The sequence below is a fragment of the Pseudomonas sp. BLCC-B112 genome, from assembly GCF_028550695.1.
Lineage (GTDB): Bacteria > Pseudomonadota > Gammaproteobacteria > Pseudomonadales > Pseudomonadaceae > Aquipseudomonas > Aquipseudomonas danubii.
Genome location: NZ_JAQQGK010000017.1, coordinates 40,470 through 52,871, shown reverse-complemented (window position 1 = coordinate 52,871; position 12,402 = coordinate 40,470). Strand labels below are relative to the sequence as shown.

Annotated in this window: 17 protein-coding genes and 1 tRNA gene; 11 read left to right on the top strand and 7 right to left on the bottom strand. The window is 54.1% G+C overall.

Features of this window, described 5'->3' with window-relative positions; all coding sequences use genetic code 11:
* Positions 1–47: 47 nt before the first annotated feature.
* Positions 48–680 carry a TetR/AcrR family transcriptional regulator gene (locus tag PQT43_RS29930; protein WP_253085309.1) on the bottom strand — a complete coding sequence of 211 codons (633 nt, stop codon included), beginning with the start codon at positions 678–680 and terminating at the stop codon, positions 48–50.
* Positions 681–773: 93 nt separating this feature from the next.
* On the opposite strand from PQT43_RS29930, the gene PQT43_RS29925 reads away from it, so the two are divergent.
* On the top strand, positions 774–1,382 hold the full coding sequence (locus PQT43_RS29925; RefSeq protein WP_123394352.1) for an NAD(P)H-dependent oxidoreductase: 609 nt from the start codon (positions 774–776) through the stop codon (positions 1,380–1,382).
* A 587-nt stretch (positions 1,383–1,969) separates the two neighbouring features.
* Here the strand turns inward: PQT43_RS29925 and PQT43_RS29920 are convergent.
* Complete coding sequence (locus PQT43_RS29920; protein ID WP_110652714.1) at positions 1,970–2,458, bottom strand: AAA family ATPase; 489 nt, start codon at positions 2,456–2,458, stop codon at positions 1,970–1,972.
* A 371-nt stretch (positions 2,459–2,829) separates the two neighbouring features.
* Here PQT43_RS29920 and PQT43_RS29915 point away from each other — a divergent pair, with 371 nt between their 5' ends.
* The 3 genes from PQT43_RS29915 to PQT43_RS29905 all read left to right on the top strand — a co-directional run bounded on the left by PQT43_RS29915 (position 2,830) and on the right by PQT43_RS29905 (position 4,034).
* Positions 2,830–3,093 (top strand): DUF1652 domain-containing protein, encoded by a 264-nt coding sequence (locus tag PQT43_RS29915; protein ID WP_253085308.1) that lies wholly within the window; start codon positions 2,830–2,832, stop codon positions 3,091–3,093.
* A gap of 280 nt (positions 3,094–3,373) precedes the next feature.
* Positions 3,374–3,580: a hypothetical protein gene (locus PQT43_RS29910; RefSeq protein ID WP_110596571.1), complete on the top strand. Its 207-nt coding sequence runs from the start codon at positions 3,374–3,376 to the stop codon at positions 3,578–3,580.
* Positions 3,581–3,947: 367 nt separating this feature from the next.
* Positions 3,948–4,034 (top strand) — tRNA-Leu (locus PQT43_RS29905).
* A gap of 80 nt (positions 4,035–4,114) precedes the next feature.
* Here PQT43_RS29905 and PQT43_RS29900 read toward each other — a convergent pair.
* A complete protein-coding gene (locus PQT43_RS29900; RefSeq protein ID WP_272755442.1) occupies positions 4,115–5,077 on the bottom strand; it encodes a tyrosine-type recombinase/integrase in 963 nt (320 codons plus the stop codon).
* Positions 5,078–5,180: 103 nt separating this feature from the next.
* Here PQT43_RS29900 and PQT43_RS29895 point away from each other — a divergent pair, with 103 nt between their 5' ends.
* Positions 5,181–5,498 carry a hypothetical protein gene (locus PQT43_RS29895; RefSeq protein WP_102882583.1) on the top strand — a complete coding sequence of 106 codons (318 nt, stop codon included), beginning with the start codon at positions 5,181–5,183 and terminating at the stop codon, positions 5,496–5,498.
* Between the two features lie 123 nt (positions 5,499–5,621).
* Here the strand turns inward: PQT43_RS29895 and PQT43_RS31580 are convergent, their stop codons facing one another.
* Positions 5,622–6,278, bottom strand: a complete 657-nt coding sequence (locus PQT43_RS31580; protein ID WP_306393843.1) for a hypothetical protein — start codon at positions 6,276–6,278, stop codon at positions 5,622–5,624.
* Positions 6,279–6,828: 550 nt separating this feature from the next.
* Between PQT43_RS31580 and PQT43_RS29885 the strand changes: the two genes are divergently transcribed.
* Positions 6,829–6,975, top strand: a complete 147-nt coding sequence (locus PQT43_RS29885; protein WP_185021182.1) for a hypothetical protein — start codon at positions 6,829–6,831, stop codon at positions 6,973–6,975.
* Positions 6,976–7,116: 141 nt separating this feature from the next.
* Here PQT43_RS29885 and PQT43_RS29880 read toward each other — a convergent pair whose 3' ends face one another.
* A complete protein-coding gene (locus PQT43_RS29880) occupies positions 7,117–7,539 on the bottom strand; it encodes a tyrosine-type recombinase/integrase (RefSeq protein ID WP_267268366.1) in 423 nt (140 codons plus the stop codon).
* A 224-nt stretch (positions 7,540–7,763) separates the two neighbouring features.
* Here PQT43_RS29880 and PQT43_RS29875 point away from each other — a divergent pair, with 224 nt between their 5' ends.
* Positions 7,764–8,171, top strand: a complete 408-nt coding sequence (locus PQT43_RS29875) for an acyl-CoA thioesterase (RefSeq protein ID WP_102882589.1) — start codon at positions 7,764–7,766, stop codon at positions 8,169–8,171.
* A 439-nt stretch (positions 8,172–8,610) separates the two neighbouring features.
* Positions 8,611–8,994 (top strand): c-type cytochrome, encoded by a 384-nt coding sequence (locus PQT43_RS29870; RefSeq protein WP_102882590.1) that lies wholly within the window; start codon positions 8,611–8,613, stop codon positions 8,992–8,994.
* A gap of 280 nt (positions 8,995–9,274) precedes the next feature.
* Here PQT43_RS29870 and PQT43_RS29865 read toward each other — a convergent pair whose 3' ends face one another.
* Positions 9,275–9,745, bottom strand: coding sequence for a GNAT family N-acetyltransferase (locus PQT43_RS29865; RefSeq protein WP_267268365.1), 471 nt, complete (start codon positions 9,743–9,745; stop codon positions 9,275–9,277).
* 174 nt (positions 9,746–9,919) lie between these two features.
* Between PQT43_RS29865 and PQT43_RS29860 the strand changes: the two genes are divergently transcribed.
* The 3 genes from PQT43_RS29860 (at position 9,920) to PQT43_RS29850 (ending at position 11,485) form a co-directional block, all read left to right on the top strand.
* Positions 9,920–10,060 carry a PA0050 family protein gene (locus tag PQT43_RS29860; protein WP_003083582.1) on the top strand — a complete coding sequence of 47 codons (141 nt, stop codon included), beginning with the start codon at positions 9,920–9,922 and terminating at the stop codon, positions 10,058–10,060.
* A gap of 62 nt (positions 10,061–10,122) precedes the next feature.
* Complete coding sequence (locus PQT43_RS29855) at positions 10,123–10,260, top strand: PA0050 family protein (RefSeq protein ID WP_240322014.1); 138 nt, start codon at positions 10,123–10,125, stop codon at positions 10,258–10,260.
* 493 nt (positions 10,261–10,753) lie between these two features.
* Positions 10,754–11,485: a transporter substrate-binding domain-containing protein gene (locus tag PQT43_RS29850; RefSeq protein ID WP_267268364.1), complete on the top strand. Its 732-nt coding sequence runs from the start codon at positions 10,754–10,756 to the stop codon at positions 11,483–11,485.
* Between the two features lie 132 nt (positions 11,486–11,617).
* Here the strand turns inward: PQT43_RS29850 and mddA are convergent, their stop codons facing one another.
* Complete coding sequence (gene mddA / locus PQT43_RS29845) at positions 11,618–12,391, bottom strand: methanethiol S-methyltransferase (RefSeq protein WP_267268363.1); 774 nt, start codon at positions 12,389–12,391, stop codon at positions 11,618–11,620.
* Positions 12,392–12,402: the final 11 nt, after the last annotated feature.

Genomic DNA, 12,402 nt, shown 5'->3' with positions numbered 1-12,402 from the left:
CTTGCAGGACTGGCGCTGGGGCCGGTCATTGATATCCGGGCAGTGGCTCATTGGGTTGCAGAGGTGCTGGCGCGTGCTCTTTCAACCATGGCCACGATGGTGGCGCAGAGTTCTTCCTGGGCTTGTGCGGGGGTGATTTCTCCCAGCGCCGACGCGTGGGAAACCGCTTCGGCCGCACCCAGCATGGCGTGCAGCCCGGCCCTTGCGATCACGGCTCCGGCGGCGAAGGGTTCCAGAGCATGACGGCATTTCTCTAGGAATATTGCCTGGTAGTCGCGCTTGATGATCTCAAGCTCCGGCGAACTGGCCAGGGCGGCAATCACCCCGGGGATTTCGCGGCCCTGCAACAACACGCAGTCGACGTAGGACGTGGCAATGACCGCTGCGCGGGCGGCAAGGGTCGGTTCGCTGGTTTGCAGGGCCTGTTCCATCAGCAGCGTCTGGCGCTGGTCGAAGTCCTGATACAGCGCCGCCAGGAGCACCGCTCGAGTGCCGAAATGGTCGTAGACCACCGGCTTGGTGACGCCGGCCTGTTCCGCCAGATATCCCAGGGTGAGCGCCTCGGTGCCGTGCTCACGGACAATCTGCCAGGCTACGGCCATCAGTTGTTGCAGGCGTTGCTCCCGCGACAGGCGCCGTCGCGGCGATGAAGTGGAATCGGTTTTCTGACTGCTTGACATGGATATATACCAAAAGTAACTTATCGGCAGTAACTTACTAAAAGTATATAAAGCTCAATCCCCCAGCGCAATCCGTCCGCAGGAGTACTCGCCATGCATGCACTTATTGTTGTCGCTCATCATGATCCCAAGTCTCTCACCCATAGCCTCGCGGCGCAGATTGCCGAGGGGGTGGGGCGCGGTTCCGGGCATTCATTCGAGATTGCCGATCTCTGGGCTGAAGGGTTCGAACCACGCTTCGGTGCTGCCGATATTGCTGTGCATCGTACCCAGGTGCTTCCTCCTGCCGATGTGCTCGCCGAACAGGCACGGATCGACCGCGCCGATGCTCTGGTGCTGGTCTACCCGGTTTATTGGTGGTCCATGCCGGCGCTGCTCAAGGGCTGGATTGATCGCGTGTTCTCCAATGGCTGGGCCTTCGATTTTCGCGCGGACGCCAAGCTGGAGAAGAAGCTAGGGCGTCTGAGCGTGCACCTGATAGGCGTTGCCGGGGCCGACGTTGGCACTTATGAGCGACATGGTTATCTCGGCGCGATGCAGACCCAGATCGACCATGGAATCTTCGACTACTGCGGCGCCAGGGTGCTGACCTCGCAACTGATGTTTGACTCGGAGAGCGGCGATGTGGCGCCTTGCCTGGAGCGGGCACGAGCGCTAGGGCAGGCACTGTTCAGTACCACCGCAGTCGTCGAGTCGGCGTGAGAAGGGGGCTGGAACCGTTTTCAACGCAGCATCACCGAGTATCAAGGCTTTTCGTACAAAGCCTAGCCCCAGCAACACCAGGCAAAGGTGGACAGGCACAGCATCAGGGGCAGGGCGTCGAGAAAGTCATTCATACCCACACATTCCATTCAGGCAAGTGCCGGCAATTTAAGGTGAGCAACGTTGTCTGTCTGTTGCGATTCTGTGAATTTTCAGCGCATTTTCGTTTAACGGTGGACGGGCTTTCGCACTGCGGTGATGGGCAATTCAGGCGCATCATCTTGGCGCCTAAAAAGGTGCGAGAAGGCGTGACATGAAACTCAAATACTCAAAAAAAGTGTGGATATTTAATGACTTAGGTGATTTTATTTGTGTTTTTTCTTCAAAATATCTTGTTACAGAATGTACTGTTCCGTTACTATAGTTCCGCGTTCACCTACCACGGTTTATGCATTTTTAGCCCCAAGTGTCCATCAGCTACTTGGGCTTTTTTTTGCCTGAAATTTGTCTCCGCCGCCTTTCTCGACGCACCCTTCCTACGCAAGCTTCAGAAGCCGGCCCGGCATCGCGGGCGACAATCCCGCAATTCAGTACTCCAGGATGTGCAGTCCTTCTTCCGTCTGTGGAAGCTCGAAGTAACGGCAGATCAGCTCGAATTGTTCCTTGCTGGTACTAAAGGGGTGATCTCCCAGGCTGTTACGTTCCCGCAGTCTTGTCAGGCAGACATCCTCATCGACATTCAACAGGTGCAGTCGATGCTCGACCTGTGCTTGATCTGCCAAGGCTCGCAACCAGGCGCGTTGGGCCAAGGTATTGGCGGGGAAGTCCAGCACGACATTGTTGCCACCACGCAACAGACTGATCAGCAAAGGCTCCAGCGCGTTTTTCAGGCGCTGGGCATGCAGCGCATAGTCAGCAACTGAATGAATAAGGCCCGGATACAACTGCGCCAGCCATTGGTCCTCACAGATCAACACGCTGCCGGGAGCCTGGGCCAGTCGCTTGGCCAGTGTGGATTTACCCGAGGCGATCTTGCCGCACAGCAGGTGTAGAACAGCAGGGGATGAGTGGCTCATGCTTGTCTCCTGGGGGGGGGGTGCGCTTCAGAAGACGGGTGATAAAACCCGCCTCTGAGGCGGGTTGATTAGGGGTTGAACGACCGCTAGCCCACCTTGCTGGTGCAGGCGGTCATAATCGCGGCGGGGCGGGACTGAAGATTCAGGTTCATAGGCTTGAAACTTACACAACTGACGGAAAAAAGCACAGCGCAGAATAACGCTGGAGAAGCAGGTAGGCCCAGGCGATCAGAGCGTGGCCTGGCGCAGAAACTGCGCAGTAGAACTGAGAGGTAGTTAGCATTTGTTGTGTGTTTTTTCGATACAAAGGATCAGGTGCTGACCTATTCTGAATGGGAAAAATCCACAAAATTCCACACAGGCGATAAGCCATGCTCTCCACCAGCGAGCTTTGTCACATCTTGGAGTCCGGCTTTCTCCCGCTTTCCTGCGTCTGCAGCATGCATCCCAGCGGCTCCCTGACGATCAAGATCTACGATGCCGATTCAGGCCGGGTGGATTTATTGTTAACCGGAGTCTCGACTGCCGAACTCACCAGTGTGCGCGACATCTCCAACCTGATCGGCGAGTTGCGGACTGAGCTCCGGGCAGGGCGCAGAGGCTTTGCCGGTGGTTTTACCAACTACGCTGGTTAACATCCCCCGGTTGTCATTGGTGACAGTTGAACATGTCATTCTGAACGCATAGTTTTGTGGCGTTCGCCCGGTATCTATGACTCTTTACCGGTTCATGGATGGCGAGGTCATGTGTACTGGGCGAACTCCGCTGGCTATCGATGTGCTTATTTCCAGCCCAGAGCCTGTAGTATCCCATTGCAGCGTCAGTATCTGGTCAATGAACCGGGACGCGGCATGCCATGACTTTTGACTCTTCGATCTGTCCTTGCGGATTGACTCGATATCAAGGAAGACCTCCATGAACATAGGCAATACGCCTCCCGCCAATTACACCTACGCACAACTGTCAAAGGTGCTGGAAAACAACCGCACAGTGACCCAGGTCAAGGGCCCCGAGGCGCCAGTGGAACAGGCGTTTTCGACTCACCTGGAAACCGAGTTGGCCGCCCCCCAGGACGACCCGCTTAAACTCAAACTATCGTTGAATTTTCTGGCTGAAGCTTGAGACCTGCCAAGGGCCCGCTTCGCGCTGAACGCATTGCATGGTTTGACTGGCGCCCCTCTCGAATGAGCCTATGGCTGGTGATAAGTCTTTATAAATCAGTTGGTTGGATAAATTCTCCGTGTTAGTCTTGGCGCCGCTTAACAAGTCGACGCGATGTTTGATGACCCTATCCAGGATGATCAGACCGCCGCTGTAGGCTGCTGATTTACTGTGTTTTTTTACACAGAGCTCAGAGTGAAGGGAGAGGTTTTTTTGCCTGCTTCGACCTTGCTTCACAAGGACTGGATGTATATATTCCACACCCTGCTTTAAGCACTGGCCGGCCTGATGCCGATTGACTGTTCCAGTGCCGCGTGATCGCGCTACCGCCCGAATGGCGAAACTGGTAGACGCATGGGACTTAAAATCCCCCGCTCGTAAGGGCGTGCCGGTTCGATTCCGGCTTCGGGCACCATATATATCAAGGGGTTAGGCTTCTTTCATTGCTCCTTAGACAGAAAGCAAATTGCCGCAATCCTACAATGTTGCCGCAATCTACTTTGTTGGCGAGACCTTCTTACCTATCCGATTGCGAATGTAGTGCTCGGTCATGACGACAGTTGTGTGCCCAAGCTGGTCGCGTGCCTGCAGAATATCTCCGCTAGCTTCGAACTTGTCCGTGCCTGCTTTTGCGCGCAGATCCCTCATCTGAAAATCAGCCTTTTTAACCCCGGCCGCCTCTCGAGCAAGGTCGAATCTTCTTCGTAGCATGGCCACCGTCAATGGTGTGCCATCTTCCAAAACGATCAGCCGCGTCGAGCGGAATTGGTGGGAGTCCTTCCTCGCCATTATTCGATCAAGAACAATCTTCAGTTCGCCAGTGATTTCGATGCGGCGCTTTGCTTTGATCTTTCCTTGCTGAACAGCTAAGCGGCCATCGCGAATATCGCGTTTATCCATTTTCAATGTGTCGGCAATGCGCTGACCGGTCAGATAGAAGAGGTCCATTGCGTCCTGGAGCTCGACATCAGCTTTTTCGTAAACCCTCTGGAATAGTTCGTCTTCAGCGTAGTTGTCTTGCCCCGTCTCCTTGTTACCCTTGATCCCTGTGCAGGGGTTGGCGAGAGCTGTATAGCCCTTGTTACGGGCATAGTTCCAGATCGCACTAAATAGAGCCTTCTCCCGATTGGCGCGTACAGGCGCCGATTCACGCCTGGTCAGATACTGCCTAATGTGTATCGGCTCGATGTTATCGAGTGGGCCTGGTGGATCATCGAAGAAGGCGAGAAGGTTTTTCATCTCTCTGAGGTTATCCTTTTGGGTGTTTACGCCCTTTGTCGGAACAAACTCCACTAGATATTTTTCCGCCACATATCGAAAGGTAATGACCTTTGCTACGGCCGCTGCTGAAGTCCGATCTCGCTCGAGGCGTGCGTACCCCATGATTGCAACCCCGTAGTCCTTTCCCAGGTAAATCTCTTTGCGCGGCTTGCCACCCAGGTCGTAAGTGAAATACACCAACTTGCCGCGCTTCCTTGTTTTACGACTCAGCTGGCTTGGGCCGTGACGGTTTTGTTGAACTTAGGTAACTTGGCATTTTCCCTTCACGGATGACGGACTCATGCCAAGAACGAATCGTATTGCAAAAAATGCCCTGAGCATCTCGCTGCTGGGCCTACTAGTCACTAGCACATTGGCATTGGCAAAAACTCAAAAGGTGACCGATCTGCTAAGCAGTGGCTATGAGATCAAAGCCGCCTACCAGTCGCCAGCAAGAGTCGGCACGGTTCACTTTCTAATCTTGCAAAAAGGCTCGTCTGCGTTCCAATGTATGAGCTACGGCTCCGAATTAAGGCCGAAATTCTTCGACTATTCCAACACCTACTCTTGCGCAGAAGTTCAGGATCTGATTCCCGTCCAGCCTAACCTTGGGCAATGAACCAAAAGTGCATTTACGGTTATGGGTAACGCTGGATTTGGTCTAGGCCGCGCAGGTTCGGCAACGTCATTCATGGCCTTGGCCCCGTGTAGATCAGGTAGAGCATGTAGAGGGCGGGGAGGATCATGGCTGCACCCTCCGAAACTCGACGACCCAGACCCAGGGGTTGGCGTCCCAGTCGCCGCCGGTGGACTCCCACAGTGCCCGGAAGGCCATCGGGTACCAGTCCCTGTAGTTGGGCGACACGTCGTCGCTGGCCAGTTCAGGCGGGCACTCCAGGCCTTCGGCGCGAATGTCCGACCGACTGATCACCTGTAGCCGCTCGACGCGGACGTCGGTGGTCTCCAGCAGGATGCGGCTGTAACGCCGGTGCAGGCGGATGCTTGGCACGGATCGCTCGGGCAGCAGACCGTCATAGCTTGGGCCTGTCTGAGCATCCTCATCATCGAACAGCGAGCACAGATAAACCGTTTCGCCATGCTTTCCGCCGGCGGCGAAATAGTGACCGTATTCGCAGTCATAGCCGAGGCTCTCGCGCACCCACAGCCGGTCACCGGGCTGGCCGTAGGCGCAATCGGCAATGATCTGAGCTTTGGCATTTGGGTAAAGCCAGTGGCCGCCGCGCTTGTTTTTGAACGTCAGCATTGGACCGATTATGTCGACCTCGCGCACTTCAGGCTGCGGCTTCACAGTGCAGCGCGTAACCGTCCTCCGGCCTTCCAGGATGGCGGGCACCATCGGCGCCGAGAACAGGATCGGCCGTTCTTTTATTTCAGGCATGACTTCGTCCTTGGTCGCTATAGCGGCTGACTTGAATGTGGGGGAGGGGTTACTGCTGGGGAGGGTTGGGCAGGCGGATAGGGCGGTGTGCGCAACCGTGCCATCTTCAATGAAATCGGGCTCATCGCCGCACCAAAGGATATTCAGCGGTTCTCCGCTCACTGTGTCCCAGTTCCCACTCTCAAAGTGGTAATGCTCCCGGTCGGCGTAGAATTTCAGGGCCTTGCGCAGAGCCTCGACCTCCTTCTCCAGCCGCTTCGCTTCATCGAACCATGAACGCCGTGACAGTTCGCGGTCGTTGTCGCTGAAGGTCAGAGCGCCTATCTGCTCGTCCTTGGTGTTCAGGTCGAACTGAAGGGCAGCTACTCGCTGCTCCAGGTGTTGGGTTTCTGTGGGCATGGGGCGTCCTATCCGAGGCTTGCCCGGGTGGTGTTGTGGGGGGACGGAAGGCCGGAACCAACTAATTGCGCATACGGACTTGCGTTTTTGAGATCAGAGATACCCTTACAAGTACGAGCGGTTTTTACCGGTTAGCTTAACGAGGGGCTCTATGGTGATTATTCGAATCTTTGAAGATTTGCTTAGCGGCTACATCGCTTCCGGTAAATGGGATGAGAAAGCTCATCAGAAAGCTGCAGCAGCTGCCGATGAAATGCTCAAAGAGCATGATCGTCGCGTAAGGCGAGCGGGCAGTTAAGTTTTCCTCGTAGCGACATAAGCCCAGCCATCGTGCTGGGCTTTTTCACATCTGGAGCCACCATGGCCTTCTACGACGAAATGGCCGTGATGGCTCTGGAGATGATCACAGAGTTCGGCCAAACCGTGATCATCAGCGACATCAAGCCCTGTGAGTACGATCCTGATACAGACTCGGCCGGCCCTGACACATGATATTGCCGCTCGACTCCACCTTGTCTGTGCCAGCCTTGGCGCGCAAATCACGCATCTGGAAGTCGGGTTTTTCAACTCCTGCGGCCTCTCTGGTCATATCAAACCGCCTGCGTAACATCGCCGCCGTCATCGGGGTGCCATCTTTTGCCACGATCAGCCGCGTCGAGCGGAGCTGGTGGGATTTCTTCCTTGCCATTATTCGATCAAGAACAATCTTCAGCTCGTCAGTGATTTCAACATGGCGTTTAGCCCTGGTCTTTCCTTGCTGAACAGTCTGACGGCCACGCACGACACCTTCAAAGTGGAGCATTCCCTTGAGCTGACGCTTGCTGAAGTCACGTAGCGCCGCACCAGCGCGGTATATGCTCATTGTTACTCCAGACACGTCCATCGGAAGCGACCGAGCCGGCCACGGTCTAGATGCTCGCGGCTTCTGGGGATTGCTGCATCACGACTTTTTTCAGAAATGACTTCGTCCTTGGCCGCTATACCGTCTATGCAGTGGAGAAGGGAGGGAGGTATCGTGTCCTTGGGCAAACAGCAGCTGCGAGTTGGTTGTTATAACTTCGTCACTCAATATTAAGGATTGATCTTGTGCCGAACTCAGTGATTATCAAGAGGAAGGTATTGTTCGGCGACTGTGATCCGGAGGGGATTGTCTATACACCTAGGTTTTCGTACTTTGTGGTTGAGGCCGTTCATGATGCACTTACAGTTTGGCTGTCCGGTCCCGGATTAAGAACGCTGCTAGGTTTTAATTTACTGCCTCCAGCAAGGGCCTTCTCGCTAGAGTTTCTTCATCCGGTCACTTGGGATGACGAGCTTTCAATTAAGGTAAGTGTTTCCAGTGTTGGGCTTCACTCGTTCACATTTTTAGTGGAGGGCAGTTTGACGCCAGATGTTATGGCATTTACTTCTAGCCTTACACACGTTTGCGTCTCACCGATTACCAGAGAAGTTATTGAGGTTCCTTTGCAACTGCGGGCGTTACTCCAGCCATGAGCGTTATAGTTGATTGGACGAGACAGAGTGGGCGTGGCGCGTGCGGGCTTAACCTTTTTTCAGCCCACCCAGTTTCCTGGCGTGCAGCACGTCACCACTGAATTGCGTGCTGCTGATGACGTCGGCCAGTTCTAGAGGGGATTGTTCATTAGCCTTTCTGGACGATCGTTGCACGCAAGAGCGTCTCGAAGGAGAATGGCGGGCTTCTAATCACCGTCATTAGGATCAGTTCTGTTAAATCAACGAGCTGACATCAGGCTAGTGGTCGGGCATGTCAAGCGAAATACCGTTTGGTCTGAAGTTTACTTCTCGGGGGGTAAGCACCTTACTAACGAATAATCTCGGTCTAGATGTTCTCGAGAGAGTTGAGTGTTGTAGAGGTATGACCGGGGTTTTCCTTCGATTCAGATCTTGTTTGTCCAATAAGGCCACATAAAAAATGAAAGAAAAAGTATTGCTCATCGTTTCGCTAGGGGTTATGTCGTTGATTCAAGCATCCCTATCCTTCGCGGATAATGCCAATGGAAAAAATCTCTATCTACAGCGATGCGCTATGTGTCACGGAGCAGATATCAAGGGGACGGGGCCATTGGCAAATAAAAGCAATCCGCCCACGCCTGATCTAACGACATCCGCATTTAAAAAGCGCCTAAATGATTATCCAGGCGTTATTGTTTCATCAGTAATACTGCGACCCAATGGCGACTTGATTCCAAGAACTTTACGGGAGAATGGTGTAAAGCTATCGCCATTCTCTTGGCGGGTTAATGATTTTCGCGATTTAAATCAATATATGAGTGGTGTGATTTTAAAAAGCCGATGATTTTTAGAGGAGGCGCGGGTACAGAGATCTAAGGGGGCGCGGCATCCTTCATTGCCAGTGACTGATCATGTACAAGTGCATGAGATACTCGGGTGTGCAAGGCTCACAGATCTATGGTGAGTGCTCTGCTGGAGTCAAGGGCTCACGAGCAACCGAGATTGGTTTGCGAGAAGTCCAGGTTCGCGGTGAGCTTGAAATAGACAGGAAGTGTATTGGTGGTGCATAGCTGAATGCTCCTGTATGTGAAATGCAAAGCCCGGCCAAATGCCGGGCTTTTGTATTAATCAAAGCGACTCGGCTTCTCTATTTTATAGAGCAGGTACTCTTGAGTGCGATCAGTGAGTTGTCTGATGGCGCGATGGGAGAGGCGCCCGCCGATTTTTTCCATGGCGCGTTGAGAGCGAACGTTCTGGCTGTCAACGTGAAACCAAACAGTGTCCACCCATTGAAATGCATGGGTCAGCATTAAATGTTTCAACTCTCTATTGGTTTCGCTTCCCCAACGATCACGAGCCAGGAAGGTGTACCCGATCGTCACTTCTCGTTTCTTCTCATCGAATTCGTAATAGCGAGACGAGCCGATCACTTGGTTATGGCAGCGATCGATAACGATAAGCGCGCCTTTTGAAGCAAGTGCCTCGTTAAACCAATGGTGAAAAACGGACTCCTGATAGCGCGTTGGACAAGGTCTTAGCCTATCCGATAGGAATGATGACTTCGGATCCGCTTCGCCTCTGGCGCGACAATACACCGCACTGGCGCAACCGACGTGACTGGTCTTTTCTGTTTCGGGTCCTTTGGCGTGCTCGCGGACCGATCTGGCGGTAGGTGCGTGAGGGACGGGTGTTTGAGCCTTCAGCGGGCAATGGCCTGGCTACAGGGGCGAACACGAATAGTTATCATTGTTTCGATCAAGGAGATCACATTGAAAAGGAAAATGTTGGCGGCTTCGCTGCTGTTGTGGATGTTCTCACTGACGGCGCAGGCGGATTGCGCGGTACTGGGGCCTGGGGAAGATCCCTGTGCGGGACCGGTTCTAGGGCCTACGGTTTGCGAATGTCCCTGATATTGGCTTGTGCCCTCGACAGGGGGGCATGGATTGCTCGTCTACTGACCAGGAGGTTACAAATGAAGAAAGTCATGTTGGCTGTACTGCTGCTTTGTGGTTTTTCCCTGACTGCCCAGGCCGCGTGCCCGGTATTTGGCCCATCCAAGGACCCGTGCAGTGGCCCGGTGTTTGGTCCGTCTACCTGTGAATGCCCTTAGGCAGGTCATCTGGCAGGTCCGGTTGAATCCGGACCTGCTTTCTGAAGCTGGTACTGTCCACTCCCGAGCAGGCTTTTAAGCGGCTCCCTTAGAACCCGCCCTGAGCGGGTTCTTTATTGCCTTGAGAAAACATCGGCAGGCGCTCCAACCGAGCGCGGTAGACGGTATGTGGTGTTGACTGCACTTAAACGGAGAGTTTCTGATTAAATGAGGCTGATTTTTTCAGGAGGTTCTTTTGTTATGGAAAATGTGTTCCGGCAGCCATTGTTCGTAGTTGGCATGACCTTGCTTGCTGTAGGGATGGGAACCTCGAACCCCGGTTTTTGGATACCCGGGAGCGTCTTTATGATTATCGGTTGGTCGCAACGGCAGAAGGATTGAGGTGGCTGCTGTGTGAGTGCGTTGACAGTTACGCGCTAGTCAGAGCTCATCAGGTAGTTGTATCGGCTAAATCGGTCCTGCTTTTCACTGAACCTCATTCACGGAGCAAAACATGAGTGCTATCAACCGCGCGGTCCTGGACGACCTTGCACCGCAAGGCGTGCTGCGGGCCGCGATTAACTTTGGCAACCCAGTCCTGGCGCAAAAAGGTAGCGATGGTTCGCCACAAGGTGTGTCGGTCGCTTTGGCAGAAGCTCTGGCTGAAGAGCTTGGCGTAAGTTTGCAGTGCGCCACTTTCGATGCCGCCGGCAAGGTCTTTGCGGCGCTGGAGGCGGGCGTCTGGGATGTCGCTTTTCTGGCTATCGAGCCGGTGCGTGAGGAGCAGATCGCCTTCAGCGAGCCATACGTCATCATTGAGGGCACCTATCTGGTGGCGAAGGATTCACCTTTCCAGGCGGTCGAGGATCTCGACCAGCCAGGCCTGCGGTTGGCGGTGGGCAAAGGCGCGGCCTATGACCTGTTTCTGTCTCGTACGTTGAAACATGCTCAGCTTGAACGGGCGGAAACCTCGGCAGGCGCGGTCGATCTTTATCTTTACCAGCATCTGGATGCGGCGGCCGGCGTGCGCCAACCCCTGGAACAGATGGCGGCCAACACTCCGGGTTATCGTGTACTGGAGGGTGCGTTTACGGCTATTCGTCAGGCCATGGCAGTGCCGCGGCAGCGGGAAGCAGGCGCGACCTATGTCAGGGACTTCATCAAGCGCAAGAAGGCCGAGGGATTCGTCAAGGCCGCACTGGCCCGGAGCGGGCAGGCCGATGTGACTGTCGCGCCTCTTCAATAGCGGCGTATTGGTCATATCAGGTCCATGTCGACGGCAGGTGCGTTTCCCTTGCAGGACCTGTGGGGGAGGGGAGTGACTGTTGGAGACGTCCTCCCAATCAGGATTTCAAGAGCGTTCAACCTTCTTCGCAACTCAGGGCTTTTTGCGTGAAGGCAGCAGCATGCCAACCTGCTGTTGATAAGCCAGGTACTGCTTGCCAAAGACTCTGGCCATGTCTTTCTCTTCGAGATGGGTTCCCACGAATATGTAAGCGGAGCAGGTCAGTGCGAACACGAGGTGTCCGATAGTCATCTCAGGCGTTGCCCAGAAGGCTATGAGAAAACCCAGATACATGGGGTGGCGAACAACTTTGTAGAGACAGGGCGCAATGAAGTTCAGGGGCTCGGGCTGAGTTTTGTAGAAACCACGGAAAGCCTGTTTCAAACCAAACAACTCCAAATGACTGATCAGAAACGTCGTCAGTAATGCGAGTCCCCATCCCGCCCAGTACAAGCCGTTCAACAACGCCCTGAGCACCTCGGACTGAGCGCTCCATACCTTGGCCGGGATGGGTTGCCACAGGATGAACAAGAGGATCAGCATCAGGCTGCTGCATAGAACATAAGTCGCTCGCTCTATGGGGGCGGGAATGAGCCTGGTTATTTTTTTCTTGAAGCCTTCGCGGGCCATGACGCTGTGCTGGACGGCGAACAGGGTGATAAGGGCGATATCTATAACTGTTGCAACCAGCCCATGGCGATATACCCCTGAGTCAATGTTTTTTGGTACCAACAACGAACCGAGAAAACCAATCAAGTAGAGGAAGGTCAGGAGAAAAATCACGTAGCTGCAGAGGCTGTAGAGCAGATAAAGCAGGTTTTTGGCAGTGTTTCCGGTTGTTTTTTTCAATTTGTAGTCCGCGTTCATGAACGATTCCT